The 26,307-nt window shown below is 44.7% G+C and carries 25 protein-coding genes and 1 pseudogene; 5 read left to right on the top strand and 21 right to left on the bottom strand.

All coding sequences use genetic code 11. The features are described 5' to 3' along the window. Positions 1 to 482: 482 nt before the first annotated feature. Positions 483 to 971 carry a GNAT family N-acetyltransferase gene (locus tag BK139_RS17440; RefSeq protein WP_076261290.1) on the bottom strand — a complete coding sequence of 163 codons (489 nt, stop codon included), beginning with the start codon at positions 969 to 971 and terminating at the stop codon, positions 483 to 485. A gap of 145 nt (positions 972 to 1,116) precedes the next feature. Between BK139_RS17440 and BK139_RS17445 the strand changes: the two genes are divergently transcribed. After that, positions 1,117 to 2,436, top strand: a complete 1,320-nt coding sequence (locus BK139_RS17445) for a short-chain fatty acid transporter (RefSeq protein WP_076261292.1) — start codon at positions 1,117 to 1,119, stop codon at positions 2,434 to 2,436. Between the two features lie 62 nt (positions 2,437 to 2,498). On the opposite strand, the gene BK139_RS17450 is transcribed toward BK139_RS17445, so the two are convergent. The 4 genes from BK139_RS17450 to BK139_RS17465 form a co-directional block, all read right to left on the bottom strand. Beyond that, positions 2,499 to 2,690: a hypothetical protein gene (locus BK139_RS17450; protein ID WP_076261294.1), complete on the bottom strand. Its 192-nt coding sequence runs from the start codon at positions 2,688 to 2,690 to the stop codon at positions 2,499 to 2,501. A 66-nt stretch (positions 2,691 to 2,756) separates the two neighbouring features. Continuing rightward, positions 2,757 to 3,764, bottom strand: coding sequence for an ABC transporter ATP-binding protein (locus BK139_RS17455; RefSeq protein ID WP_076261296.1), 1,008 nt, complete (start codon positions 3,762 to 3,764; stop codon positions 2,757 to 2,759). Between the two features lie 11 nt (positions 3,765 to 3,775). Continuing rightward, on the bottom strand, positions 3,776 to 4,582 hold the full coding sequence (locus tag BK139_RS17460; protein WP_076261299.1) for an ABC transporter permease: 807 nt from the start codon (positions 4,580 to 4,582) through the stop codon (positions 3,776 to 3,778). A gap of 3 nt (positions 4,583 to 4,585) precedes the next feature. After that, a complete protein-coding gene (locus BK139_RS17465; RefSeq protein ID WP_076261302.1) occupies positions 4,586 to 5,389 on the bottom strand; it encodes an ABC transporter permease in 804 nt (267 codons plus the stop codon). A 174-nt stretch (positions 5,390 to 5,563) separates the two neighbouring features. Between BK139_RS17465 and BK139_RS17470 the strand changes: the two genes are divergently transcribed. Beyond that, entirely contained in the window at positions 5,564 to 6,928 is a 1,365-nt protein-coding gene (locus BK139_RS17470) for a YjiH family protein (protein ID WP_139325645.1), read from the top strand. A 44-nt stretch (positions 6,929 to 6,972) separates the two neighbouring features. On the opposite strand, the gene BK139_RS17475 is transcribed toward BK139_RS17470, so the two are convergent. From BK139_RS17475 to BK139_RS17520, 10 genes and pseudogenes are all read right to left on the bottom strand, one after another. After that, a complete protein-coding gene (locus tag BK139_RS17475; RefSeq protein ID WP_076261305.1) occupies positions 6,973 to 7,494 on the bottom strand; it encodes a hypothetical protein in 522 nt (173 codons plus the stop codon). A 20-nt stretch (positions 7,495 to 7,514) separates the two neighbouring features. Then, the gene (locus BK139_RS17480; protein WP_076261308.1) at positions 7,515 to 8,612 is read right to left on the bottom strand and encodes a PRK06851 family protein; all 1,098 of its coding nucleotides are present in this window, start codon (positions 8,610 to 8,612) and stop codon (positions 7,515 to 7,517) included. Between the two features lie 117 nt (positions 8,613 to 8,729). After that, positions 8,730 to 9,206, bottom strand: coding sequence for a Cys-tRNA(Pro) deacylase (ybaK, locus tag BK139_RS17485; protein WP_076261311.1), 477 nt, complete (start codon positions 9,204 to 9,206; stop codon positions 8,730 to 8,732). Between the two features lie 112 nt (positions 9,207 to 9,318). Then, positions 9,319 to 10,980 (bottom strand): glycoside hydrolase family 13 protein, encoded by a 1,662-nt coding sequence (locus tag BK139_RS17490; protein ID WP_076261457.1) that lies wholly within the window; start codon positions 10,978 to 10,980, stop codon positions 9,319 to 9,321. Positions 10,981 to 11,245: 265 nt separating this feature from the next. Further along, positions 11,246 to 11,907, bottom strand: a pseudogene (locus BK139_RS17495) (Type 1 glutamine amidotransferase-like domain-containing protein). A 220-nt stretch (positions 11,908 to 12,127) separates the two neighbouring features. Then, positions 12,128 to 12,388, bottom strand: coding sequence for a CPCC family cysteine-rich protein (locus BK139_RS17500; protein WP_076261459.1), 261 nt, complete (start codon positions 12,386 to 12,388; stop codon positions 12,128 to 12,130). A 262-nt stretch (positions 12,389 to 12,650) separates the two neighbouring features. Further along, a complete protein-coding gene (locus BK139_RS17505) occupies positions 12,651 to 13,112 on the bottom strand; it encodes a hypothetical protein (RefSeq protein ID WP_286149049.1) in 462 nt (153 codons plus the stop codon). Between the two features lie 97 nt (positions 13,113 to 13,209). Continuing rightward, positions 13,210 to 14,112, bottom strand: a complete 903-nt coding sequence (locus BK139_RS17510; protein ID WP_076261317.1) for an NAD(P)/FAD-dependent oxidoreductase — start codon at positions 14,110 to 14,112, stop codon at positions 13,210 to 13,212. Between the two features lie 107 nt (positions 14,113 to 14,219). Beyond that, entirely contained in the window at positions 14,220 to 14,813 is a 594-nt protein-coding gene (locus BK139_RS17515; protein ID WP_076261320.1) for a hypothetical protein, read from the bottom strand. A gap of 11 nt (positions 14,814 to 14,824) precedes the next feature. Continuing rightward, positions 14,825 to 16,006 (bottom strand): ParM/StbA family protein, encoded by a 1,182-nt coding sequence (locus BK139_RS17520; RefSeq protein WP_139325648.1) that lies wholly within the window; start codon positions 16,004 to 16,006, stop codon positions 14,825 to 14,827. Positions 16,007 to 16,475: 469 nt separating this feature from the next. Here BK139_RS17520 and BK139_RS17525 point away from each other — a divergent pair, with 469 nt between their 5' ends. Together BK139_RS17525 and BK139_RS17530 are read left to right on the top strand one after the other, a co-directional pair. Beyond that, complete coding sequence (locus tag BK139_RS17525; RefSeq protein WP_076261326.1) at positions 16,476 to 17,744, top strand: GGDEF domain-containing protein; 1,269 nt, start codon at positions 16,476 to 16,478, stop codon at positions 17,742 to 17,744. A gap of 231 nt (positions 17,745 to 17,975) precedes the next feature. Further along, positions 17,976 to 19,469, top strand: a complete 1,494-nt coding sequence (locus tag BK139_RS17530; protein WP_076261328.1) for a peptide MFS transporter — start codon at positions 17,976 to 17,978, stop codon at positions 19,467 to 19,469. A 123-nt stretch (positions 19,470 to 19,592) separates the two neighbouring features. Here the strand turns inward: BK139_RS17530 and BK139_RS17535 are convergent, their stop codons facing one another. The 6 genes from BK139_RS17535 to BK139_RS17560 all read right to left on the bottom strand — a co-directional run bounded on the left by BK139_RS17535 (position 19,593) and on the right by BK139_RS17560 (position 24,909). Further along, on the bottom strand, positions 19,593 to 20,093 hold the full coding sequence (locus BK139_RS17535) for a cupin domain-containing protein (RefSeq protein ID WP_076261331.1): 501 nt from the start codon (positions 20,091 to 20,093) through the stop codon (positions 19,593 to 19,595). Between the two features lie 19 nt (positions 20,094 to 20,112). Next, positions 20,113 to 20,961: a KPN_02809 family neutral zinc metallopeptidase gene (gene ypfJ, locus BK139_RS17540; protein WP_076261334.1), complete on the bottom strand. Its 849-nt coding sequence runs from the start codon at positions 20,959 to 20,961 to the stop codon at positions 20,113 to 20,115. A 118-nt stretch (positions 20,962 to 21,079) separates the two neighbouring features. Further along, positions 21,080 to 22,198 carry an NAD(P)/FAD-dependent oxidoreductase gene (locus BK139_RS17545; RefSeq protein ID WP_076261336.1) on the bottom strand — a complete coding sequence of 373 codons (1,119 nt, stop codon included), beginning with the start codon at positions 22,196 to 22,198 and terminating at the stop codon, positions 21,080 to 21,082. 148 nt (positions 22,199 to 22,346) lie between these two features. Further along, positions 22,347 to 22,538: a hypothetical protein gene (locus tag BK139_RS17550; RefSeq protein ID WP_076261338.1), complete on the bottom strand. Its 192-nt coding sequence runs from the start codon at positions 22,536 to 22,538 to the stop codon at positions 22,347 to 22,349. Positions 22,539 to 22,606: 68 nt separating this feature from the next. Then, positions 22,607 to 23,584 (bottom strand): ornithine cyclodeaminase family protein, encoded by a 978-nt coding sequence (locus BK139_RS17555; RefSeq protein WP_076261341.1) that lies wholly within the window; start codon positions 23,582 to 23,584, stop codon positions 22,607 to 22,609. Positions 23,585 to 23,589: 5 nt separating this feature from the next. After that, complete coding sequence (locus BK139_RS17560) at positions 23,590 to 24,909, bottom strand: MFS transporter (RefSeq protein WP_076261344.1); 1,320 nt, start codon at positions 24,907 to 24,909, stop codon at positions 23,590 to 23,592. Between the two features lie 198 nt (positions 24,910 to 25,107). On the opposite strand from BK139_RS17560, the gene BK139_RS17565 reads away from it, so the two are divergent. Continuing rightward, entirely contained in the window at positions 25,108 to 26,280 is a 1,173-nt protein-coding gene (locus BK139_RS17565; RefSeq protein WP_076261346.1) for an MFS transporter, read from the top strand. Positions 26,281 to 26,307: the final 27 nt, after the last annotated feature.

Consider the following 26,307-nt stretch of genomic DNA (forward strand, 5'->3'; position numbering starts at 1 on the left):
GGCTGGGTTCTGACTCTAGAGCGCCGATTATCGCTTTTTGTGTCCGAAGTTGATCCGGGTTCTGACTCTGGAGCGCCGATTTTCGCTTTTTGTGTCCGAAGTTGATCCGGGTTCTGACTCTAAGCCGCCCTTTTCGCTTTTTGTGTCCGAAGTTGATCCGGGTTCTGACTCTAAGCCGCTCTTTTTCTCTTTTTGTGTCCGAAGTTGATCCAGGTTCTGACTCTAAACCGCTTATTTTCGCTTTTTGTGTCCGAAGTTGACTCGGGTTCTGACTCTAAACCGCTCTTTTTCTCTTTTTGTGTCCGAAGTTGATCCGGGTTCTGACTCTAAACCGCTTATTTTCTCTTTTTGTGTCCGAAGTTGATCCAGGTTCTGACTCTAAACCGCTTATTTTCTCTTTTTGTGTCCGAAGTTGATCCGGGTTCTGACTCTAAGCCGCCCTTTTTCTCTTTTTGTGTCCAACGTCGTTCCAGGGATTCGATCTATTCCACCTTCAACAACTGCCCCACTACCTCTTCTCCATCTTCTATCCTCAAAGTCTCCTGAACCTCAAGCTGATAATCCCGATACACCTTTTCCCAAAAGCGGACGGCAGGCTCGTTTCGTTTTAATTGCTCGATATACCACGTACCCTTATAGTCACTAAAAAGCTGTCCCACAGCTGCCTGCCCCACTTTTTTCCCCCGGAACGAGTTGTACAGGAAAAAGTCATTAATGCAGTAGTCTGCTTTTGTTAAAGAAGGGGCCCTCAGAAGCAGCAGGAACCCTGCCAGTTTGCCATCAGCCTTAATAAGATAAGGTTCAATGCCTTCCTTGTCCCAGATTAATGAAAATGCATCAAATTCAAAGGTGCCTTCATCGTTTACATGCAAGGCATCTGTGTATTTTGTTAAATCATGCAGATAGAACGCATACATGTTCCTTACAATGTCCCGATCCCTGATTGCGGCTTTCACTATTTTGATGTCCATATCCCAATCCCCTTTTCACTTTTTATCTCCAAATTTAAATGGCAAGTGCATTTTAGGCAAGTTTTATTTCAGAAAAGAAGGAATAAATTGAATTTTACTGAAAATATACTAAGTTCAAGAAATATATTTTTTAGGGGGTTGCAGCATGAGGGTACTGGTATCATTCTTTAACCGCATTATGCAGCGGTACTTGCCGGATCCATTTTTATTTGTCATTATCCTAACTTTTGCGGTTTTTGGATTAGGCTTGATTTTTACAGATAATGGGCCATATCAGATGGTTCAGCATTGGGGAAATGGGTTTTGGGGCCTCCTGACTTTTTCCATGCAAATGGTGCTGGTTTTAGTCACAGGACATGTATTGGCCAGCAGCAATGTTTTTAAAAAGGGGTTAGGCGCCCTGGCATCCTTAGCCAAGTCTCCCGGCCAGGCCATCCTGATTGTGTCATTCGTGTCGATGGTTGCAAGCTTAATTAACTGGGGTTTCGGCCTTGTGATTGGCGCACTGTTTGCAAAAGAGCTTGCTAAAAAGGTGAAAAATGTGGATTACCGCCTGTTAATTGCAAGCGCTTACGGAGGGTTCGTTGTCTGGCATGGGGGGATTTCCGGGTCAATCCCATTGACGATTGCGACGAAGGGTCACTTCTCTGAAGATATGATTGGCGTCATTTCTACTGACCAGACGATTTTCGCAGGCTTTAACATCTTTATTGTTATCGCCCTATTGTTGGTTTTACCTTTTGTAAACCGCTTTATGATGCCATCAAAAGAGGAAACCATTGTGGTCGATCCTGCTCTTCTGCAAGAAGACATTCAGGCAGCTGCACTTGAAAAAGAAGCGATGACACCTGCTGAACGTCTGGAAAACAGCCGCATCATTTCCCTGCTTGCCGGGATTCTTGGGCTTGTGTTCTTATTTTATTATTTCGCTTCAAAAGGTTTTAATCTCAATCTTGATATCGTGAACTTCCTGTTTCTGTTCCTGGGCATTCTTTTCCACGGAACGCCTAAACAGTTCCTCGAAGCCGTTCTGAATGCGGTAAAAGGAGCCAGCGGCATCATTATTCAGTTCCCGTTTTATGCCGGAATCATGGGCATGATGACTGCTTCAGGGCTGGCTGCGGTGATGTCCGAAGCGTTTGTCAGCATTTCAAATGATTACACGTTCCATTTCTTCACGTTTTTAAGTGCGGGACTTGTGAACTTCTTCGTTCCTTCAGGGGGAGGACAGTGGGCTGTTCAGGCTCCGATTATGCTTGAAGCGGCTCAATCAATGGGAGCTTCCATCCCCAAAACGGCCATGGCGGTTGCATGGGGTGATGCCTGGACCAACTTAATCCAGCCTTTCTGGGCGCTGCCGGCACTCGCCATTGCGGGGTTAAAAGCGAAAGACATCATGGGATTCTGCGTGCTGACTCTTCTGGTCAGCGGCGTGATTATTTCAATGGGCTTCTTAATTTTCTAAAAGGAAAAGAGCATGGCACCCGCCATGCTCTTCTATTATGAGCAGCAGCCTCATCGGGAGGCTTATATTCCATTATGATGATCATTTTTCATGTTATGCATATAGGACTCCATGTAGGCTCTCTCTGACTCAGATACATGCTTTTCATTTTCCTCAGGGTAAAAATCGTCCATTCCATGCTTTTTATGCCACCAGTCCACAAACATTCCTGTTCCCAGCAATACTGCACAAAAGCCCAGCAAATATAGAATCATTTTGATCACCTCTATATAGTATATCGTTTTTTCAGAAAATATTGATATATTGACCAAGCCTATTTTTTACACTTTTACGGTCTCCGGCAGGTCCTGATAGCCCTCCTGATAAATACGGCTGATGATCGATTCGATTGCTGGCTCTTCCACTGTCAGATCCTTGATATTATGTGTGTCGGTAATTTGCGCAATCAAGTCCGAAGCTGACACTTCATCCCGGTTAAACCGGATCCAGAAGCGGCTTGCCTCTTCTTTAAACACCTCACCGCCCTTAAGCTTCAGGCTGCGTGATGATTCCTCCAGGTCAACGATAAGGGTCCTTGTTTTTCCAAAGCGTTCTTTTACCACAGCGATCTCCCCGTCATACACCTTCTGCCCATGGTCGATGAGGACCATCCGTTCACAGAGCTTTTCGATATCCTCCATATCATGGGTGGTTAAAATGACGGTGATGCTGCGCTCCTTATTAATCTCTTTTATAAAAGTCCTCATCTTTTCCTTTGCGACGACATCCAGGCCAATGGTCGGCTCATCCAGAAACAGGATGGGCGGATCATGCAGCAGGGAAGCGGCAATATCAGCCCTCATCCTTTGCCCTAAGGAAAGCTGGCGGACCGGCGTGTTCAGGAATTCATCCAGCCCCAATATCTCGGTGAAAGTATCCATATTTTCCTTATACCGCTTATCCGGCACCTGATAGATTTCCTTCAGCAGTTCAAACGATTCTATAGTAGGAAGATCCCACCAGAGCTGTGTTCTCTGGCCGAAAACCACTCCGATATTCTTGGCATTTTCCTGTCTGTTTTCATAGGGAATGATGCCGTTCACCTTCACACTTCCGGAGGTTGGAACCAGAATGCCCGTCAGCATTTTGATGGTGGTGGACTTTCCGGCGCCATTCGGCCCGATATAACCGACCATTTCCCCTTCATTGATCGAAAAGCTGATGTCCTTCACGGCTTCTTTTTTAATATGTTCTCTTTTGACAAGGCTCTTCACAGCGCCAAGGAAGCCTGTCTCCCGCTTGGCAATCATAAAGTCCTTCATTAAATGTTCAACCTCTATAATCGGCATTTCCAGCCCTCCTATGAACCTGTACTTTTATATCGCTTTAAACCCAGCATCCAGATCCAATAAGCGATGGAAAAAAAGACGATGCCGACAAGCGGCGAATAATACCCGATATTCTCCGGGAAAAAGGGTGTTTCTTTTTCAAGGAGGACGGCCGCAGGAAAATAGTTCACAAAGCCGAATGGAATGACAAAGGCTGTAAACCATTGGACGGCTTTCGGATAAATGACCAAAGGGTAATTGGTCAGATTTCGGGCAGGAAACATGGCCACCCAGTAAAATTGCTCCGATTTCGTCGTCCAGAATGCGAGGGCAGAAATCATGACAAGCAGTCCGCCCTGGATAAGGATGCCCCCAACCACAGACAACAGCAGAAACAAGCTTTTCCCGATTGTCCAATCCAGCTGCAGCTTAAAGCTGACCAAAATAAAAATGCCGATACTGAAGATGAACTGTCCAAAAGAGGCGACATCAAATTTCATTGCCATGAAATGAAAAAAAGGATTGATCGGCCTGACAAGGAAGCGGTCAAACGTGCCGTTTAAAATGTAGGTGTCCAATCCCCTGAAATGGAAAAAGAGAATGATGCAGAAGCCCCAGGATAAAACAGCGACTGCAAATAGAAACAGCAACTCGTAAAACGTCCAAGAGCCGAGTTCCTGAAACTGATAAAGCATGATCCACATCGTGAGAGCGGTGCCTGTATAGGATGTAATGAGGCCCACAATCCTCATGACAAAAGCAAACCGGTACTGCAGCTGTGCTCTCACCCCTGCGGAGATGAGCTTGAAATACAAATCGAAATATTTTACAACACTCACACTCTATCCCCCCTGCACCACTACTTTTTGGGATGCTCGATTCCAGACAAACCTTAACAGCAGATAACTGGCTGCAGCCCAGAATAATTGGACACCCAGGGAAAGCAGAATCTCCGTACCAGAAATTTTGCCTATAAAAATCGCATTTGGTATGTAATAGATTCCCTGAAACGGCAGGTAAAGCGCCATCGTTTCCAGCCAGCCCGGGAAAAACCACAGCGGGATGACGGATCCGGACAGAAGGGACATCGCGAAGTAAAAGACATCGACAATGCCGCCCGTTTCAACGAGGAAAAAGGAAAGCAGCCCGAAGGACATTTCAATGCAATAACGGATCAGGAATCCAATAAAAGCAGATACGATAAATAACGCCCAAGTCACCCATCTTGAAGGCAATGTCAAATCCATAAAAATGAACATGACGGTGTATAAAGGGAGCAGCGCTGTCAGTATGTAAAAGGCCACACTGCCAAAGTCGGCAAAAAGGTAGCGGAGCGGCACATCAAACGGTCTCATTAATTCCAGGGAAATATCACCTGTCCGGACCTTCTCCTGGATTTCCCACAGCGGAGTGCCCGCCCCATTTACTCCCGTTAAAAATTGGCTGACGACTATATACGTCAGCATGGACTCAAAGCTGACACCGCCTGCTTCTTCCCTTCCGGCATATAAAGCAGTCCATATCGAACCCCACATCAGCAGAAAAATAAGGTTTGAGCCGAGCCGTGACCATACATCAAACCGATAAACGGCCGAGCGAAGAAAAGCCTTCTTCGTGAAGGTCCAATATAACCGAAACCTGAACATCCGCACACCTGCTTTTTGATTTTTTTGATTATTTCATATTTTAACATAATATGGGAGCCAAAAAATAAGAAGTTTAAAAAGAAGGAAAACGGTGGAATTTAAGAGAAAGGGTTGGCATTTTCAAGGGCAATGAATTAAAATAACATGTGGTTTATAAATATAAGAAAAAGGTGAATGATATTGATTGATGCATCCAGAAAGAAGCATTCTTCTTCCGATCTGATAAAATTTCTCATACCGTCCTTAATTGGAATCAGCTTATTCATGGTTCCGATCAAATATCAGGGAGATATTACGATTCCCATAGCCATTTTTTCAGGATGGATCCAAAACCTGCTTACAGACTATCTTCCTGAAATTATGACCTTTATTATTGTCATAACATTCTTGGGTACATTGCTGGCAAAGCTCGCCAAGCCTGCTTTTATTGAGAACAGCCCTTTTTTCAGGAACTTATTTGATGTTCCCTACATCTGGGCTGCAGCGAGATTTATCGGCGCTGTTTTTGCTGTTATCACCCTATTTCAAATGGGGCCTGAACAGATCTGGTCTGAAAACACAGGAGGACTGCTCTTAAATGACCTTCTGCCGATCCTGTTCTCGGTCTTTTTATTTGCAGGGCTTTTCCTGCCTTTGCTATTGAATTTCGGATTGCTTGAATTCTTTGGCGCGCTTTTAACGAAAATCATGCGTCCAGTATTCAGGCTGCCTGGAAGGTCATCCATTGACTGTGTAGCTTCCTGGCTTGGCGATGGGACCATTGGTGTTCTTTTGACCAGCAAGCAGTATGAAGAAGGCTATTATACGAAAAGGGAAGCCGCCATTATCGGCACGACCTTTTCTGTCGTATCCATTACCTTCAGCCTTGTGGTGATTTCACAGGTGAATCTTGGCCATATGTTTGTGCCTTTTTATCTGACCATCACAGCGGCAGGTTTCATCTGCGCCATCATCAGCCCGAGAATCTGGCCTCTGGCCAAAAAGCCAGATACGTATTATAACGGACAGGAAGCGGAGCTTGATGAGAGCATTCCTGAAGGACACACTTCTTTCAGCTGGGGGCTTAAGCAGGCTTTAGATAAAGCGCGCACCAATCAAAGCCTGAAAGCCTTCTTCCAGGATGGCGCCAAAAACATTCTGGATATGTGGATGGGTGTTGCCCCAATTGTCATGGCTTTGGGAACATTGGCTCTGATCGTTGCCGAATACACACCGGTTTTCACGTATCTGGGAATGCCGTTCATTCCATTGCTTGAATTGATGCAGGTGCCGGAAGCAAAAGCAGCTTCTGAAACACTTGTGGTCGGTTTCGCCGATATGTTCCTCCCATCCGTGATCGGGGCAAGCATTGAAAGCGAGATGACCCGCTTTATTGTCGCTGCAGTATCTGTTACCCAGCTGATTTATATGTCAGAGGTCGGCGGACTTCTGCTTGGCTCTAAGATACCTGTATCCTTCTGGGATCTTGTTATTATCTTTATACAGCGAACACTGATTACACTGCCGGTGATCGTGCTGGCTGCACATCTTCTTTTTTAACATACGAAAAGAGGTATCCTTATGCGGGATACCTCTTTTGTATGTTAAAAGCATTGAAAAGAACGAATTCTCCTCAAGTCTGTTCCGTAATACGTCCAGCGCCAGTTTCTCCAGCGCCAGCCGGCAACAGAGGTCCTGCCGACAAAGGTCGGATAGAACCAGAAGCTGTTTCCGTTTTGCAGCCATATAAAGGTATTGCGGAATAAGCAGCCCCTTATGGCACCGGGATCAACAGCGAACGTGCTGACCTGCTGCATTTGAGGGGTGAAGTTTGGCGGCGGAGCCGATGGCGGTCCATCCTGTCCTCCAGGGCCTCCTCCACCACCCGGGAATCCTGGCGGCTGTCCCGGAGGTCCAAATCCGCCGCCCGGTCCACCTGGTGGCGGTCCTGGTGGCCCGAACCCTCCACCCGGCGGAAATCCCGGAATGCTGAAACCTCCTCCTGATCCTCCGCCTGGAAAACCAGGGATGCCGAAGCCTCCTCCTGATCCCCCGCCCGGAAAAATACGGCCATGTTCATTTTGTTCATACATATAGGGATAAAACGGATAGTTCATATAATCCATTTCGATACTCCTTTCGGGATTTAGACTTTCTCTGCAATCAGCAGCAATTCAGAGCGGACCTGCTCTTTGATCCTGTCTACCACTGAAAAGTCCATAGCATTTACATAGATTTTTTCCAGTGTGTCGCGCTGGGTTTTTGCCCGTGCCAGATAGGATATGGCTTCGGTCATTTTATTTTTATAACGGGTGCTGATATCCTTTAGCTGTTCAGCGTAAATTTCATCTGTGCCTGAATTGATCGTTATTTCATACATATCTACGATTTCATCGCCATCCCGATTCGGAAAATATTCATGTGGAGCCGTGCTGTCAAAAATAGCGAGGCCCAGCTCGCGCACGATGATCATATCCAGGCTGTGCGGATCAAACCCGCAATGATAGATTTCAATATCAAATCCCCGGCTTTCAGCTTCTTTTGCCAGCTTCTTCAGCATAGTGGACTTGCCGGAACCCGGACGCCCTTTTATGAAGTATCTTTTTTGAATATCCTCCGTAAGATTCGGCACAAAATCCACCGCTCCGACCGGAGTGGCTGCCCCTAAATAACGATGCTTTACACATGGAGTCTTATTTAGTTTCATATTTCCATAAAAGGTGGAAATCAGCTTTTTCGTCAGTTCATCTGCCTTCTGGAAATTCATATTTTCTATATAGATTTTTTCCCATTCATCATGAATCCTCAGTGCTTCGGCAAAGGTTTCATAGGCTGTTGCAAAGGAATTGCTGATCTGGCCCGACAGTACTGTTATTTCTTCTTTACATGCAGCCAGTGCCCTTGAATCCCAGGCTACGCCAAGATTGATATATTCTTCGACCGCGCCTGGTGCTTTCGGTTCGATCACATGCGGCGCTGTTCCATCGACAATGCCTGCTTTTAAAGAAGGAATGATGACTCCATCGAGCGATTGACTATCAGATGAGCAATAAATGTATTCCAGGTCATAGCCTTTTTCGGACAGATCTGCTCCGATTGCTTTCATCAGGGAAGATTTGCCTGTTCCCGGTCCGCCTTTTAAAATATACAGGCGATCAAGCCCTGCCAGGTTTGATTCGAATAAATTGTGGAATCCCCGGGCTGTATTCCCGCCGGCGAAGTATTTTAATATTTTCCCAGCCACTCCTACACTTCCTTTCGAAATGCATTTTCACCTTACAGTATGCAAAAGGAGCGGGATGGGTGAAAGCCTATGAAAAAAAGAGTGCTGAATCATGGTGATTCAGCACTCTTGCTTCAATTATTTGATTAAATCCGCCAGTTCAGCCCCAATAGCCTTCTGCAGGTCATCCACCTTGAGCTCCATCTGCATGCCGATTTTGCCGCCGCTGACTATGATCAGATCAAGCTCTTCTGCCTTTGCGTCGATGAAAGAGGGATATTGCTTTTTCATTCCGACAGGGGAGCAGCCTCCGCGGATGTAGCCGGTGAGCTTCTGGATATCTTTGACCGGGATCATTTCCACTTTCTTTTCGCCGGCAGCTTTTGCGGCTTTTTTCAGGTCGAGCTCTTCTGCCACAGGTATGATGAACACGAAGATCTGCTTGCTCACGCCTTGAGCAACTAAAGTTTTATAAACGGCTTCAGGATTTTTGCCAATTTTCTCTGCAACCGAAACACCATCAATTTTCCCGTCCTGGCTGTCATATGTAATCAGTTCATAAACGACCTTTTGAGCATCGAGCATACGCATCGCATTTGTTTTACCCTTTGCCATTGCCTGCGCCTCCATTGGTTATTTTCCTCATTTTAGCATTTTTGGCGGGTTTCAAAAAGGCGGAGGCAAAAGAATAGCAGGATTCCCCAAAAGAGAATCCTGCTAATAGAAATTATTTCAATCGGTACACACGGGCTTCATAAGGCTTAAGTGTAAATGAATCCATATCACCATGTTCTTCAACTGGATAGTTATTCAATAAAACCTGCTCATAAGAAAGCTTATCATCTGTTTCAAAAGAGGCTTCCTCTGTTGAAAGGTTTGTAATCACGACTACCTTGTCATCATCAGTGGTACGGGTATAGGCATAGATTTGCTTATCTTCCTCAAGAAGCAGATCGTATTGGCCATAAGTGAAGACTTCATTATCCTTTTTCAACCGGATCATTTTTTTATAGAAAGAAAGGATAGAGTCCTGATCCTGCGATTGGACCTCCACATTGACCTCCTTATAGTTCGGGTTCACCTTCATCCAAGGCTGGCCTTTTGTGAATCCTGCATTTTCTTTAGAGGACCACTGCATTGGCGTACGGCTGTTATCGCGGGAAGAAGCCCAGATGATGTCCATAATGTCCTGATGGGACATGCCTTCCTCTTTCTTCAGGCGGTACAGGTTCTTCACCGCAACGTCATCATAGTCATCAATGGAAGGGAATTGGACATTAGTCATGCCGATTTCCTGTCCCTGATAAATGAACGGCGTTCCCTGCATCAGGAAGTACATGGCCCCCATAGCTGTTGCGCTTTGCTGCCAGTATTCCTCATCATTACCCCATGTGGAAACGACACGCGGCTTATCGTGGTTCTCGATGAATAACGCGTTCCATCCGTCCGCTTCCAGGCCTTTCTGCCAGCGGGTCAGAACTTTTTTAAGCTCGACAATATCCACCTCAGGGTTTGTTTCTGCGTCCCAAAGGCCAAGGTGCTCAAATTGGAAAATCATATCCATTTTACCCTGCTCTTCACCGACCCAAAGGTCAGCTTCATCCACAGTAACACCGTTTGCTTCGCCGACTGTCATCACATCATAGTTCGCATAGGTGCGGTCTTTAAATTCCTTTAAATACTCGTGAATGCCTTCCTGGTTCATATGCATATCGAAGGAAGAAACATACTTTTTCTTCTTCGGGTTCGGCATATCAGGCAGGCCGGCACGCTTTTTGATATGGCTGATGGCATCAATCCGGAAGCCGTCGATTCCCTTATCCAGCCACCAGTTCACCGTATCATATAATGCCTCGCGGACCTCTTTATTTTCCCAGTTCAAATCAGGCTGCTTGGTGGAAAAGACATGCAGGTAATACTGCTCGGTCTTCTCATCGTATTCCCATGCCGATCCGCCGAAAATACTTTCCCAGTTATTTGGCTCCTTGCCATTCTTTCCGTCTCTCCAAATATACCAGTCTCTTTTCGGGCTCTCTTTGGACTCACGGGACTCAATAAACCAAGGATGCTCATCACTTGTATGGTTCAGCACAAGATCCAGAATCAGCTTCATATCGCGCTTATGGACCTCATCCATCAGCCCATTGAAATCCTCCATCGAACCGAAATCCTCCATGATATCCTGGTAGTCTGAAATATCGTATCCATTATCATCATTAGGGGATTTGTACATTGGGCAAATCCAGATAACATCAATGCCTAACCCTTTAATATAATCCAGCCGCTGAATAATTCCCTGAAGATCGCCAATTCCATCTCCGTTCGAATCCTGGAAACTGCGGGGATAAATTTGATATCCAACTGCTTCTTTCCACCATACCTTTTTCATGTTAACACCCTCATTATATATAAATTTCTTTTCTATAATCTTTGTTGGTGCGCAAACGTTTGCATTAAGCTGCATAAAAAAAGCTGCCTGCTTAATGCATGTGCATACTACTACAGTAAGTGTAACGCTTACAATTCAATTTTTCAATACCCTAATTAAATTAGGATTTATAGAAAAAGAAAACTCGCATATTAGCGGGTTTTCTCCGTTGTTGCAGGTTTCTTATTCAGCTAAAGCATCCTTAAGTTTAAGCCATAGCTATTCACTACAACCAGGGCGTCTCTTCCAATTTCTGAATCTTTGAGTTGGAAATTAAAAAAACATTGCCTAAAACGTCGACCCTGTCTCCCTTTACACGTACAGCACAATCTTTGTTCGAAGCATAAATATTTATTTCTTCTGATAGGAGAGATAATTCGCTTTGAACCAGTGCAATGTTATTTTCGAGATCAAAATGAGAAAGGATGGAAAAATTATCAAGACCAATTCCGTCGTAAACAGAGCTCATTTCAACTTTATATCCCAAGTTTTTCGAGCATAACCATTTTGCAGACATATTGATTGCACCAGCACTTGCTCCCATCACCACGCCGCTGCTTTTTTTAATCGACTCCGATAATTCATATTCTATCAAAAAATCATTTTGTTTAAGAGTGTTTCCCCCCAATAAGAAAATGACTGAAGCATTTTGAATTATCGTTTGGGCATCTTCCTTCTGTACGTGATAATTAATTAAATGATATTCATCAAACATAATGCCAGCCTGGTCAAGCCACGAGCGTTCAGTCGCACCATTATCTTCATAAATAGATGGATTTGAGCTAATCATAGCAAGCGATTTTCTATTAGTTATATCCGCCTGTAACACACTGCCCAGATTCTCTGGAAAAAATTGTTAAACCAACCTAAATAATAATGAGTTTTCATAAATACCCCCATAGCAAAGTATAAATTACATTTATTCCTTGCGTCATCATTCCGTTTTCCTTGTCACCAAAAAAGCTCTCAATATGGCCCCCATTGCAGAATAAAAGTAAAACAACATTCTTCACCTAATCTGCATCTTATGTTTAATGAGGAATTCACCAAAAAGGTGTCTTAATCCTTCTTGTATCGAATCACCCGTTAGCTCAATAACATCGTTGGGTTATAACGGTTTCCAATTAGGATCCTTTATATCATATTTATTTGGAGGTCTAACATATTTCAAACTTCTTTCACCTTTTGCCCCATATTTCATAAAATTTTGTTGTGCCTTTCTGAAGGAAACATAATTGGCACCCGTATCATCTGGATATTTATATTGGTATCCATCATCTACCCAAAAACAGATTTCACAAATGTTATAAGTGTCTGGGGGTTCTTCATCTAATGTTTTAAAACCACAACAAGGACAGGAATATTTCACGATTTCACCTCGTTTAATCCTTTCATCTTCAACTAAACTGCCCCTTCTGTCGAAGAAATGAATGATCCAAACCGGATTCACAATTCTTGCACCTATTAGCTGAAGAATGCCAACTCTATTTAATTTGGTAACCAATAGTAATAACTTAATATTAATATGCTTATTAACCTTATTATTCCTAGGTGTTTTCTTAATGGACTGAGCCCATTCATCCGCGAAAACAAAGAAGCCGCAGCACTCCCAGCTGCGGCTTCCAATATCGTCAGGCAGGCTCCATTTGAAGCTGATCCCTGTATGGTTTTAATGAATGATATATAATGTTCTGCATAAACGCCTTATCCATGTCAGGCAGAAGCTTTTCAGCAAATGCCCAGGCATTTTCCTCAATTTTCAATGCTGTGAGCCAGCGTTCCTGCTCTGTTATGCAGGCATCAAGATGGCTGGCCAATCGCTCCAGCTCCGCATCTTCTGCATGGCCTAACTCATGAGCACACACAACGGAAAAATAATCCAAAAAACGATCAGCAGAAGCAAACAGCTGCTGGCATTGGTTCTTAATCTCTTCTGCATAAAGGGTTACTGTATGTGTTCCCATGCTATATTTTCCGCCAGCTATACGATTTCCCGGAAAATGATTCTCTAATTTAATGTCCGCCTGACTCCCCGATCTCTTCAGCAATTCATGAACAACTAGATCCAAGCTTTCTTTATTCAATGCAAACACCTTTCTCTATTTAAAGCTTATAGGCTATTATATGAGAAAAGTGTACAGAAATAAACCATTATATACCCTTTTATTTCGACGATAAAACCTAAATTCCTTAATTTTTATCCTGCAAAAGTGATTTATGGATCCAGATCGCAGCCTGAGCGCCCTCCCCCATCGCAATGGTTACTTGTTCCGAATGGGCTGCAACATCTCCCGCAGCCCATACATTTTGGACACTAGTCATTTTCGAGCGTGAATCTGTCAGGATGTGCTTATTTTCAAGCCTCTCTGCACCGAGCTGCTTTGCCAGGCCGGATTTTATCTCATTTCCGCCAAATGCGATAAATCCTCTTTCCCCTGTAATTTCTTTGCCACCTTCCAGTCTTACACCGTTAAATTTATCATCTTCCGCAAGCACCTTATCTATGGGTTCTTCCACATATTCAATGTTTTTCTCTTTCAATTTCTCCAAAAATTCCTGATCTGGCACCTTTTTTTCATGGTTGATAAAAACAAGGTCATTTGTCCAGTAAGACAAGGTTAAGGCCATATTCGCGCCGGCATTTCCAGAGCCAAGCACAATGGTGCGTTTATCCTTCACCTCATATCCATCACAGTCTGGACAGACATAGACAGATATGCCAAGACAAGACATCAGTTCGGGGAATGGCGGCATCCGGTCCATGACTCCCGTTGCCAGTAAGATCCGTTTGCCGGAATATTTATTGCCGCTTTCTGCTGAAACGACAAATTCTCCTTCAGCCTTTTCAGCCTGCTCCACTTTTTCATGAACAAACTCCACTCCAAGGCTTTCAGCGTGCTTTTTCCCAAGCTCACGAAGTTCCGGGCCGCTTACACCATCAGGATAGCCTAAGATATTATGATAATTTTGGCATATCACCGAACGCCCATCATTGGAATCCAGCACCAGCACCTTATGCTTATACCTGCCCAGCTGAATGGCAGCCTGCAGGCCCGCAATCCCTCCTCCAACAATCAGACAATCATAATTCAAAATAATTCCTCCTTTTCATGCCAATTAAGGCTATACATGTAAACTACCCAGAAATTCCTCTTCTAAATACAAAAAGGGGAGTCTCATCGCTGAAACTCCCCTCGAACTCATTTATTCATATTTGCAAGAAAGCCGCCAAGAAGAGTATCCAGGTCTTCTTCGCTTTCCTCTTCAGTTTCTTCTTCTTGCTGTTCCTGTTTAGCTTTGTCCCAATCAAAGTCAAGCAGATCATCCTCAATATCCGTCAGATCAGCTTCAGATACCTGGTCTTCCTCTAAAGCCGCTGCTGCCGAATCATACTGATTTACAGCAGGTCTCGGCTCCTCCTGCAGATAAAGAACTTCATCTATATCAGAAGAGCGGCTGTTCAAGGACGCCAGCAGGGATGTTGCCCGCACCGGGTCCGTGATCAGCTGATAAATGATGCTGCCGAGCAGGGCTTCTGAGTGCTCATGCTTCAGCCAGTCGCGCTGAACCTTGCTTAGCCCCTTTGGAAGGGGAATGGTGATGGTTTCCCGGTCTTTTGATTGTGAACTGCTGACTCCCTGCATCACAAACTCGGCCATCTTGCTCGAAAAATTCCGCTTTTCGGTTTCCTTGAGCTTTTGCAGATGCTTCAGAATATGATCAGGAGTGTCAGATGGTACACGAAAGGATATGGATTGTCCTCTCTTAATTTCAGAAGAGGAAGCTTTACTCATGAAAAATCACCCTAGTTGGCTTTTACAGGTTTCTTATCCTGGTCTGCCTTATCTTTATTCGTTCTTCTTGAAAAATCAGAGATCAGCTTGTAATAAGCATTTGCCATCATCCAGATGCTTTCTTTTTCATCCTCGAAGAAGTCAATGTTATAGCCATCCAGATTATTATTTAATGTCTTCAGATAATCTTTTAGAACAATAGAGCCGCCGCCGACGAAATAGCAGATTTCCGTCTGGGAGTTTTTCTGCCAAACGTTGCGGAGCAGGCGGTACTGCTTCTTCGCCAGGTCAAGCAGGATGCGGTCTGTAATATCATGCACGCTTGTGCGGCTTCCTTTAACCATAATATGATTGCGGTCATTTTTCTTCGTGATGATTTCAACGACATCTGTGCGGCTGTCGAGCTCAACACCATGCTTCGAACGGATCTCTTCACGGATAGATTCAAGCGCTTCAGACACGCCAAGGTTGAAGCCCTGTGCTTTATCATCATCTACATTGCGGTTTTTAATAACAGCGATATCCGTAGATAATCCGCCAATATCCTGGATTAAAATACGTTTATCAATTAAATCCTTATTAATGATGTTTAAGTTATTATCCATTACAAGGTTGATATAAGCAGCAAATCCCTCAGGATAAACCTTGATTTCTTCAAACTTGATATTAACTTTTTGTCCCTGGTACTTCGGTGTAACAAGGAACTCAACCTGATGGACTGAGCCCAGCAGCTTGGAACGGTAGCCCGCATCCTTGCCTTCCTTTACTTCACGAAGCGGAAGTCCTGTGCCAAGTGTGTAGTTTGCATCGATTACATTACCGGATTTTTTAAAGCCAGTGGAACCGCCGTTCTGTACAGCATCCAATGCCAAAGCACTAAAAAGCATAACCAATGTCTGATCTTCTTCGGATTTGCTGCTGCCCGGATCCAATTCAGTAGCATTGTCGCTTTTTGTTGCCAGGTGTCCTACACGGTAAATCGTATTGTTTTCCTTCAGGGCAGGGGAGTGAACTCTAATATGTATGCCTTCAAGCGGATTTTTGCTGTCAAGTTCTTCAATCCCGATAACCGGCCGGTCCTCAACATCTCTCGCAATTACATTCGGTATATTTAATTCTGAATCCAATTTTCCAAAGATTGCTTTAATAGAATCGTTTCCTACGTCAACTGCTGCAATTCGTGAATTCGTCAAATCATTCAACCCTTTCATTCTCCATAATATAGAGCTCCTATTTAAAGAGTAATTCAAATTGAGAGATTAATCAATGAGAGGAAACAAAAAGTAATCAAAGCGTAAAAACGTAAACAAATTGTAAACATCTCCCTTCATTGTATACACTTTCCGTATACATGTAAACAAAAGTGCACACATCCATATATATCAACATGTACACGGATTTGTATACTTGTTTACAATATTGAATACATTTGTAAACATTATTGTATACATGTAATCAATTTTGTTTACAATCAGTTTTCCTTGGTGTTTTTCTTAAAGTTTGATAGTTTTAGAGATAAAATAAATCCTTTTCTTCTCAAGGTGAAAAGCAACTGAATCAGGTAATATTAAAAAATTTAGAAAATATACTAAATTAATCTACTTTCTTGGTAAAAATTCCTATAAAATAGGAGTATAACAATAGGAAAAGGAGTTCAGAAAGATGCAAGGCTCCAGAATATTTATGGTTTCGCTTTTTATCATTGCCGTATGCACTGCCTTTTTCTCAGAGGGTATCAGTGTCCAGAGCTCTGTATATATAAAAGCGCTGGGTATATACCTGCTGTTTGCATGCCTGTATTATCATTTACGGATTATCAGCAGAAATGGAAGTACATCGATTGATTATGGAATTAATTACAGTCTTTCCATTGGACTGTTTACAGGGCCATTAGGTCTGTTGATTTTTGAAGTCATCTACCGTTTTTGCGTCTATTTTTATAGAAAGCAAACAAAAACAGAGGATCCTGATGAATTTTTCCATACGTTTTATAACATCGGTTCCTTTGTGATGAGCAACTCCATCGCATTCTATTTGTTCCATCTGTTATCTCCCCTCTTTCAGGGTGTGCCATTCGGTTTTTGGGTCGTCATGCTGATGCTGATCACCGTAACCTCTTTGCTTTCGGATCTATTCCTGATTACTGTATTTAAACTGACAGGAGATATTAAAACGAAGCAGGAAGCGATTGATTTTATCAAAACAAGAAGTGTGCTGGATATGGGGAAGATTACCTTCACGAACGGCCTTTTGCTGTTATTCCTGAAGGAGGGAAAATGGGAAATGCTCATAAGCCTGTTTATCCTTAACTACCTTGTGAGCCGGTCCTTCCTGTCGAAATCACAGATGCTTCAGAATAAAATTGAACGTGATAAGTTTGAGCAGATGGCCTATACTGACTTTCTGACCGGTGTATTTAACCGTGCCTATATGGATAAAAAGATGACGGAGCTTAATAAATCAGAGGAATGCATTGGTATAGTTGTAGCAGATATTGACAAATTCAAGAGGATTAATGACAGCTATAATCACGCCGTTGGTGACCAGGCAATCAGGCACTTTGCCGATACATTGAAAAGCTACCTCTCTAAAGATGATTACTTGTTCAGGAGCGGCGGAGAGGAATTTACGATTATTATGAGATTCAAGACATATGAAGAGTGCCTGAATTTAGCTGAAAAGATACGCACAGGGGTTGAAACCTGCCCTTTTCAGGCAGATTTCAAAGAGCAGTCCATCTCACTTTCCTACACTGCATCTTTTGGCCTTTTTTACTATACAGTAAACGATCTGCTTTCTATTGAAAAAGCTTATGTTTATGCAGACCAACTCCTTCTCCAGTCCAAGGAAATGGGTAAAAACAGGCTATCCAGCAGGGAAGAGCCTGCCTATTCGCACAGACCTGCAGAAGCAGTTCTGAGAAACGCATAAGATATTCGCAGCCGCCGGTTTGGGCGGCTGTTTTTTTGGGTATAACACCTTTGTTTTTTATAAAATTAATAAAACTATAATTATTCTGAAAAAATAAACTTTGAATGGATTCTTCGGGAAAATCTATTTATTCCTCCTTTGAAGCCAATAATAACCATCGTTACATAAAATTTTTTTTGACAATTAGCAACTATGAAAGATATTATAGAATAGCTAAAAGGAGGATGAAACATGTCAGATTTTAATAGGCAGAAAATTGTTGAAAGTGTGCCTCAAAAAGGTTTCTTCGGACATCCTAAAGGCTTGTTCACACTTTTCTTCACGGAATTTTGGGAGCGCTTTTCTTACTATGGAATGAGAGCAATCCTTGTTTTCTATATGTACTATGAGGTTTCTAAAGGCGGATTAGGCCTCGATGAGCCAACAGCTTTAGCAATCATGTCCATTTATGGGTCATTAGTGTATATGTCAGGAATCATCGGCGGATGGATGGCTGACAGATTACTTGGAACATCCAGAGCGGTATTCTATGGCGGAATTTTAATCATGCTCGGCCATATTGCCCTTTCCATTCCTGGAAGCCTGGCTATGTTCTTTGTTTCCATGGTTTTGATTGTTTTAGGTACTGGTTTATTGAAGCCGAATGTATCGAGCGTCGTTGGGGACATTTACAGTCCTGAAGATAACCGCCGCGATGCAGGTTTCAGTATTTTCTATATGGGCATAAACCTTGGCGGATTCCTTGCGCCGTTAATTGTCGGAACAGTTGGAATGAAATATAATTTCCATCTTGGTTTCGCCATTGCAGCCGTTGGTATGTTCTTTGGCTTATTGGTGTTTATCTTTACGAAGAAGAAAAATCTTGGATTAGCAGGAACTTATATTTCTAATCCATTATCAGCAAATGAAAAGAAAACAGTTTATACAAGAATCGGCCTGGGTGCTGTTATTATTGCCATTTTAGTTGCTGTCGGCATCCCAACTGGTCTTTTAACATTTGATTCCTTTATTGCACTTGTTGGTATCCTGGGTATCGGTCTCCCAATTATTTACTTTACGATGATGTACCGCAGCCCGAAAACAACAGAAGTGGAACGTTCACGCATCATTGCGTATATTCCATTATTCATTGCATCTGTTATGTTCTGGGCAATCCAGGAGCAGGGCTCAACCATTCTTGCGAATTATGCGGACAAGCGTACACAGCTTGAGTTTATGGGACTTGATATATCACCGGCATGGTTCCAGTCTCTTAACCCATTATTTATTATTTTCCTGGCGCCAGTGTTTGCCTGGCTGTGGGTGAAGCTTGGCGACCGCCAGCCTTCAGTGCCGCAGAAATTCTCACTGGGTCTATTGTTTGCCGGTTTATCTTTCATTGTGATTCTGCTTCCTGCTTACCTTGGCGGAACAGATTCTCTAGTAAGCCCATTATGGCTGGTTCTTAGCTACTTCATTGTTGTTCTTGGAGAGCTTTGCTTATCACCTGTTGGACTTTCAGCCACAACCAAATTAGCGCCTGCTGCGTTCTCCGCGCAAACGATGAGCCTTTGGTTCCTTTCAAATGCGGCAGCACAGGCAATCAATGCACAGATTGTTAAATTCTACACACCTGAAACAGAAATGACGTATTTCGGAGTAATTGGTGCAGTAGCGATCCTGCTATCCATCATCTTATTCTTATTGAGTCCTAAGATTCAAGGATTTATGAAGGGTGTAAGATAATTTTGGATAAGGAAAAGCCAGAAGAGTTTAGTTCTTCTGGCTTTTTTTGTGCTTGTTTCAGGGGATTTTTTCAGCCGATAAATTCGCCAATTCGGCTTAAAATTGGCTGGTAAACCGCTGCCATCAGCCTCTCCATTCCGCAAGCATCGGCCCCTCTTCACCATAAACAGGGTCCATCTGAGGAACTGAAACATTATTAATTTCGGCGAGTGCCTGTACACGGTCTGATGGGTCTTTTTTCTTCATATTCGGGCTTGTTCCGCCGGGATAGGCACCCACAACTTCGAAGTCCGGGCTGCTTTCAATCTTCTTATGGCCTGTGCCTGCAGGAAGGAGAATGACGTCGCCCTGGCTGATTTCGAGGCGCTCGCCCTGATCGCCGCCGATGAGGACGGTGGCCTGTCCCGCTTTGACCCCAAGTACTTCATGGGTATTGCTGTGATAATGGTGGTAATCATATACTCCGCCCGTCCAGCTTCCGGTCCATTTGTGTCTATTGAAAGCAGCCTCTATTTCGCCGGGCTGTTCCTTAAAAACAGCTTTGTAGATGATCACCGGGAGTCCTTGATTGTTGGGTATTTGCCCATCATCGTCCAGCAAAATGGTTTGGATCCCGTTATTCATTCAATCCGCTCCTTTCGTATCAAAAACTGCTTTGCTTAAACGTATCTCCGCCTTTGATGGTTCCGTTCTGGAATCCTTTGTGAAACCATGACTTCCTTTGTTCAGACGTGCCATGTGTAAAGCTTTCCGGCACGACATAGCCCTGCGCCCGTTTTTGAAGGGTATCGTCCCCTACTGCCGTCGCGGCATTCAGGGCTTCTTCCAGATCGCCTTCCTCTAAATATCCCATTCCCTGGGCATGGTGGGCCCAAACACCTGAATAATAGTCAGCCTGCAATTCAAACCGGACGAGATATTTATTAAATTTCTCTTCACTCATTTTCTGGCGAAGAGGCATGATTTCCTCAGTTGTCCCCAGAAGTGTCTGCACATGGTGCCCAACTTCATGGGCGATAACATACGCCATGGCAAAATCACCGGGCGCCTGGAATTTCCTTTGAAGTTCTTCGTAAAAGCTTAAATCGATATACAGTTTTTGGTCACCCGGGCAATAGAAAGGCCCCACTGATGAGGACGCAGCCCCGCATGCAGACTGTACGCTGCCTGAGTATAAAACAAGGGTCGGCTCTTTATACTGCATACCCTGCTCTTCAAATATTTCCGTCCAGACTTGCTCTGTATCCGCCAGCACTACAGAGACAAAGTCAGCAAGCTCTTTTTCCTGCTCTGACTCTTCATATGGCACAGCTGTACCGGAATCTGTTCCGGTCATATTGCCTAATAGTTCACCGGGATCACCTCCGAGAAAGGTAAATAACAATACTATAATAATTCCGCCAAGGCCGCCGCCGATCAGGGTTTTACCCCCGCCGCCCATGCCTCTCCGGTCTTCCACATTCGAACTCGCTCTTCTGCCTTTCCACTTCATGATTCATCCTCCTAATGAAACATCACTTTCATTAGTGTATACCCGAAATGAAGCGATTTATTAACTTATCAGATACAAAAATAAGTGCCTGCTGCTAAAACAGGCACTTTGAAATCTATCATGTTTTTACCGCACCAGCCGGATCATAGAGGCTCAGATCAATATCAGCCTTTTGTCCGAGAGCAAGCCTGGCCGCTTGAGCGCCAAGAAAAGGCCCTGCAGTGAGCCCTGAGGCTCCAAGCCCATTTGCTAGGTAAAGACCTCTTAGACCAGGAATTTGGCCTATAATGGGCAGAAATCCGGGTGTATAGGGACGGAATCCCACGCGTGCTTCTGTAAACGTTCCATTCGATAATCCCGGGGCGATTGCCAAGGCTTTTTCAAAAATGTCATTTAACCCGCCTGCAGTCACTCTTAAATCGTAGCCCATATCATCTTCATGGGTCGCGCCAATGACGATGCGGCCGCCTTCGAATGCCAGAATGTATTGATTGTTTGGCGGCATGACAACCGGCCAGCCCGCGGTATCTTCCCCTTCAAGCTGAAGATGGACAATTTGCGCTTTTTGCGGCTTCACATCCAGCTGGATTCCAAGCGGCTCAAAAAGCTCTGCTGCCCACGCTCCCGCCGCTGCAATCACACTTTCAGCTTCATATTGGTTTCCGCTGGCTTTAACAGCTGTAACCTCATTTCCCTGGCACACAAGTTCTGCAGAGCCCTGCACGACTTCCGCACCATGCTTTTCAGCTGCACGCAGCAGTGCGTCCCTCAGTGCGCGGCCGTTGACGCGCGCCGCACCGCTTACATGTACAGAGCTATATTCATTTGCCAATGGCGGAAACAGCCGGGAGGTCTCTTCAGGAGACACGTGCGTAATCTCCCCCATTTCAGGGGCATCTTCGCGCCTTTTCATAGCCCGTTCTTCCATTTTTTCAAGCTTTGCAGGATCGGTATGCAGGCTGACGGCACCTGCCTGCTGATAGCCTGTCTCTGTCTCACCGTCTTTTTCAAGCTCCCTGATCAGTGTCTGATAATAGGCCGCTCCCCCTTTGGCGAGCGCATACCACGCCTTATTCCGCCGCTGTGACAGCCAGGGGCATATGATTCCGGCCGCTGCATCTGTTGCCTGCCCCGAATCTTTGCGATCGATAACGGTGACTTTAGCACCTGCCTTAGCCAAATGGTAGGCAGCCGAGGCCCCCAGAATTCCTGCACCAATTACGATATGACTTTTCATATTGACTCCTTTTTTGCGATCTGGTTTGCCACTTATTTTACAAGAGTTTGGGGAAAGGTTCAAAAAGGGGGTACTTACTTTGGTCCCTGGACGAGTGCTTCAAACAAAAAACTGCATGACAGGCTCAGGCACCCATCATGCAGTTTCATTAAAACGGCTTATTCGGTTCATAGGTCGGCTGCTGGTTTTGTGCCTGATACTGCTGGCTTTTAGCTGCCGCATCCTGGACGTTTTCTTCAAGAGCAAATTCGGTGTCCATTCCTTTTTTGAATTGGTCAGCCTGGTTTTGGGCTGATACGACTTGCTGTTCTTCTGTTACTTTATTTGGCTGCTTTGGCATCTCTATCTCTCCTTTAATTTAGAAGTATAGCTATAGATTTTCCAAAGCTTCTGGCACTATTCACCTTTTTACAGATCCACCTTCGTTCCGACGCCTTCAAGAATTGCTTTTTCATAAACGGCTGCTGCCACAGCGAGGTCAAAGTAGGCAATCCCGACTGATTTGAAAAAGGTAATCTCTTCTTCGTTTTCTCGGTCAGCAATCATTCCGGATGATAATTGTCCGATTTCGCCATGCAGGTCCGAAAAGCTCCAGATGCCTTCAGCGGCAGGAATAATAAAATCACCGGCTTCATCCTTGACTCCTTCTATGGTGTCCACGACGATTTTAGAGCTTCGCAGCAGTGTCTCTGCGTCTACTTCCTGCATATGTGGAAGATAAGACCCAACCCCGTTTATATGCGTCCCCGGCCGGAGGGCCTTGCCTGAGAACACGGGCTTTTCCGAGCGGGTGCTGCAGATGACAATATCCGCCCGGGAAACAGCTTCATCGGCATTTTCCAAGATGGACACCGGCCCGTTGAACTCATGGAATTTTCCAGCAAACTCATGGGCCTTTGCAGCCGTCCGGTTGTAAAGGAAAATTCCCTCTATTTTGCGAACCTCCAAAACAGCCTGAAGCTGTTCTTCAGCCATTGCCCCGCAGCCAATCACGGCCACAGATCTTGCTGTTTTTTTCGCGAGATGCTTAGTGGCAATTCCGCTCACGGCCCCGGTCCGGAGTCTTGTCAGGTACGAGGCATTCATGCATGCCAGGTGTTCCCCTGTTTTCGTATCACTTAATAATATGACTCCCTGAGTGGTTTTTTTGCCGACCGCAGGGTTCTCAGGAAAAATGGTGACCACCTTCACAGCCGCTTTTCCGATTGGCGGCAGGGCACTCGGCATATAAAGGGCAGAAGCTTTTTTCTCCGGAAAATCAAGCACGGTTCTATGGGGATTCTGGATTTTCCCTTCCTGATTATGTACCAGTGCGTTTTCAAGATCTTTAATGGCTGATTCCATCGTATAGATGGATTTGATTTCTTTTTCAGATAATAAAAGCATGAACTCTACCTTTCTAAGCCTGTAGGGAATGAATTTTCCCCTGTCAGATCAGAATCCAGGTCCTGATTGCTGCGGTCAGTGACGGATGAAATCGCAATTAAAGAGATGGCGGCAGCAAGCATGATGTATAAGGCTACAGGAACATAGGAATTGTCATAGGCATTCAGCAGGGCTGTTGCAACGAGAGGAGCTGTTCCTCCTGCCAGCGCTGCCCCTATTTGATAGCCCAGGGTGATGCCGGTATAGCGGACATTCGACTTAAAGATTTCAGAAAACATCGTTCCAAGTACAGCGGTGATTGGAGCCCAGATGATGCCGAGACCCAATATGGTAGCCACAACCAGCAGAACGGCCGAATCCTGGTGAAGAAGCCAGAAGTACGGAAAGGCATAAAGCATCATCAGGACCGTTCCGCCGACATAAAGCTTTTTCCGGCCAATTTTGTCAGACAGTTTTCCCATGATCGGGATCAGAATAGTCGTAATAATGGTTGCAATCGTAACGGCATTCAATGTAACCGTACGCGAGAAGCTAAGCTGTGTGGTCGCATAGGAAACAATAAAGGTTCCGAAGATATAAAATGGCGCGGTCTCCACCACTTTTGCGCCAACTGCAATCAATACTTCCTTCCAATGGCTGCGCATTGTTTCCACAAATGGAATCTTGGCGATTTCCCCGTTTTCCCGGGCCTTTTTAAAGGATGGAGTTTCATCAATGCCTTTGCGGATCCATAAGCCAAAAAAGACAAGCAGGGCACTCAGAATGAACGGTACGCGCCATCCCCATGATAAAAAAGCTTCCTCCGGCAATAATGTCATGATGGATAAAGCGAGTGTTCCGAGGAGCATTCCGATGGTGACACCCATTTGCGGAATGCTTCCAAAAAAGCCGCGCCGATTTTTTGGAGCATATTCAACAGCGAGCAGCAGTGCACCGCCCCATTCTCCTCCGAGTCCAATTCCTTGTATTAAGCGTAAAAGAATCAGCAGAATCGGTGCTGCCGCGCCTATATTATCGTAGGTAGGCAAAAAGCCCATGAGGACCGTTGCACCGCCCATAAGGGACAATGTGAGGACAAGGGTCTTCTTTCTGCCGATTTTATCCCCTATGTGGCTGAAAATAACCCCGCCAAGCGGACGGATGAAGAAAGCAAGTGCGAAAGAGGCATACGCCAGCATTAAGCCGACAGCCGGATCATCACTGTGAAAAAACATTTGATTAAATACAAGTGCAGCAACCGTTCCGTATAAAAAGTAATCAAACCATTCGATGGAACTTCCGATCAGGCTTGCAATCAGGACTTTCTTTTCTAATTTCTTTTCCATTCCATTTCCCCCTCTCTTAACTGTAAAAATGTACAAGTTCATCATAGTTTATATTATTTTGATATTTCAATATATTTTTAAAATTGGCTGAGAAATAGAACTTATTTACCTGTCCAATCCCTAAGGTGAAAGTATGGGAATGTTTTTGTTATAATCATAATACTTAGATGGAATTTGACTTTAACTGGAGTGAACATGTTGAATACTAAAAAAGCACTGCCTCTTTTATTCGCCGTTATGTTTCTTGTGATGGTAGGGTTTGGAATCATTATTCCTGTCATCCCCTTTTATGCGGAGGAATTAGGGGCATCACCCACTGAACTGGGCCTGTTAATGGCCGTTTATTCGCTGATGCAGCTGCTGTTTGCGCCTATGTGGGGGCGCGTTTCCGATAAAATCGGACGCAAGCCTGTCATTATGATTGGTATTTTTGGTCTTGGCCTGTCTTTTTTCATGATGGCGCTGTCCACTGAGCTTTGGATGCTGTTTGCGGCTAGAATCATCGGCGGCTTTCTGTCGTCGGCAAATATGCCGACGGTCATGGCTTATGTAGCGGATATTACATCTGAAGAAGACCGCGGAAAAGGGATGGGCATCATCGGTGCTGCAGTGGGCTTAGGCTTCATTTTTGGCCCGGCGATCGGCGGCATCTTTTCCCGGGAAAGTTTGAACCTTCCTTTCTACGCGGCAGGAACTTCTTCGTTTATCACCTTCTTCCTTGTCATGCTTGTGCTGAAGGAGTCCCTTTCACCGGAGCAGCGCAGCCAGGGAACGTCTAAGCGTCCGGGTCTGATGACCGCTTTAAGAGGAAACACTGGCATTTTGTTTATCCTTCAGCTGTTTGTTTCGCTGTCACTGGCAGGACTGGAAGCAACATTTGCGTATTTTGCGGCTGAAAAAGCCGGCCTTGGCACCGTGGAGCTGGGCTATATCTTTATGATTATGGGATTTGGAGGCGCCCTTGTGCAAGGCGGTCTCGTAGGACGAATGACGAAAAAGTATGGAGAAGGGGCTGTGATTCAGCTGGGGATTGTTGTCTCTGCCATAGGCTTTGGACTGATCCTCCTGGTTGACAGTTTTACGACTGCAGCGATTTTCCTGACGATTTTCGGCATAGGGAACGGATTTATCCGTCCGAGTGTTTCTTCCCTGCTGACAAAGACATCTCAAACTGGACACGGCAGCACGACTGGCCTGCTGTCATCCTTTGATTCCCTGGGACGCATTATCGGCCCGCCGCTCGGAGGATGGCTGTTCACCATCAGCATCGGAGCTCCGTACCTGACGGGAATCCTGCTTTCCGGTTTGGCATTCATAATGTATCGTGTGTATTCTGCCAGAGTGAACAGAACCCGTTCGATTACACCTTAAAAAAAGGAGGCTCATTTTGCCCCCTTT

The sequence above is a fragment of the Paenibacillus sp. FSL R5-0490 genome (assembly GCF_001956215.1).
GTDB lineage: Bacteria > Bacillota > Bacilli > Bacillales > Cytobacillaceae > Cytobacillus.

What these genes read in the sequence shown, in the direction of transcription:
- BK139_RS17440 (WP_076261290.1), bottom strand. Translation starts at nt 971, where the DNA reads ATGGACATCAAAATAGTGAAAGCCGCAATCAGGGATCGGGACATTGTA.
- BK139_RS17445 (WP_076261292.1), top strand. Translation starts at nt 1,117, where the DNA reads ATGAGGGTACTGGTATCATTCTTTAACCGCATTATGCAGCGGTACTTG.
- BK139_RS17450 (WP_076261294.1), bottom strand. Translation starts at nt 2,690, where the DNA reads ATGATTCTATATTTGCTGGGCTTTTGTGCAGTATTGCTGGGAACAGGA.
- BK139_RS17455 (WP_076261296.1), bottom strand. Translation starts at nt 3,764, where the DNA reads ATGCCGATTATAGAGGTTGAACATTTAATGAAGGACTTTATGATTGCC.
- BK139_RS17465 (WP_076261302.1), bottom strand. Translation starts at nt 5,389, where the DNA reads ATGTTCAGGTTTCGGTTATATTGGACCTTCACGAAGAAGGCTTTTCTT.
- BK139_RS17470 (WP_139325645.1), top strand. Translation starts at nt 5,564, where the DNA reads ATGATATTGATTGATGCATCCAGAAAGAAGCATTCTTCTTCCGATCTG.
- BK139_RS17475 (WP_076261305.1), bottom strand. Translation starts at nt 7,494, where the DNA reads ATGGATTATATGAACTATCCGTTTTATCCCTATATGTATGAACAAAAT.
- ybaK (WP_076261311.1), bottom strand. Translation starts at nt 9,206, where the DNA reads ATGGCAAAGGGTAAAACAAATGCGATGCGTATGCTCGATGCTCAAAAG.
- BK139_RS17490 (WP_076261457.1), bottom strand. Translation starts at nt 10,980, where the DNA reads ATGAAAAAGGTATGGTGGAAAGAAGCAGTTGGATATCAAATTTATCCC.
- BK139_RS17515 (WP_076261320.1), bottom strand. Translation starts at nt 14,813, where the DNA reads ATGAGTAAAGCTTCCTCTTCTGAAATTAAGAGAGGACAATCCATATCC.
- BK139_RS17525 (WP_076261326.1), top strand. Translation starts at nt 16,476, where the DNA reads ATGCAAGGCTCCAGAATATTTATGGTTTCGCTTTTTATCATTGCCGTA.
- BK139_RS17530 (WP_076261328.1), top strand. Translation starts at nt 17,976, where the DNA reads ATGTCAGATTTTAATAGGCAGAAAATTGTTGAAAGTGTGCCTCAAAAA.
- BK139_RS17535 (WP_076261331.1), bottom strand. Translation starts at nt 20,093, where the DNA reads ATGAATAACGGGATCCAAACCATTTTGCTGGACGATGATGGGCAAATA.
- ypfJ (WP_076261334.1), bottom strand. Translation starts at nt 20,961, where the DNA reads ATGAAGTGGAAAGGCAGAAGAGCGAGTTCGAATGTGGAAGACCGGAGA.
- BK139_RS17545 (WP_076261336.1), bottom strand. Translation starts at nt 22,198, where the DNA reads ATGAAAAGTCATATCGTAATTGGTGCAGGAATTCTGGGGGCCTCGGCT.
- BK139_RS17550 (WP_076261338.1), bottom strand. Translation starts at nt 22,538, where the DNA reads ATGCCAAAGCAGCCAAATAAAGTAACAGAAGAACAGCAAGTCGTATCA.
- BK139_RS17555 (WP_076261341.1), bottom strand. Translation starts at nt 23,584, where the DNA reads ATGCTTTTATTATCTGAAAAAGAAATCAAATCCATCTATACGATGGAA.
- BK139_RS17560 (WP_076261344.1), bottom strand. Translation starts at nt 24,909, where the DNA reads ATGGAAAAGAAATTAGAAAAGAAAGTCCTGATTGCAAGCCTGATCGGA.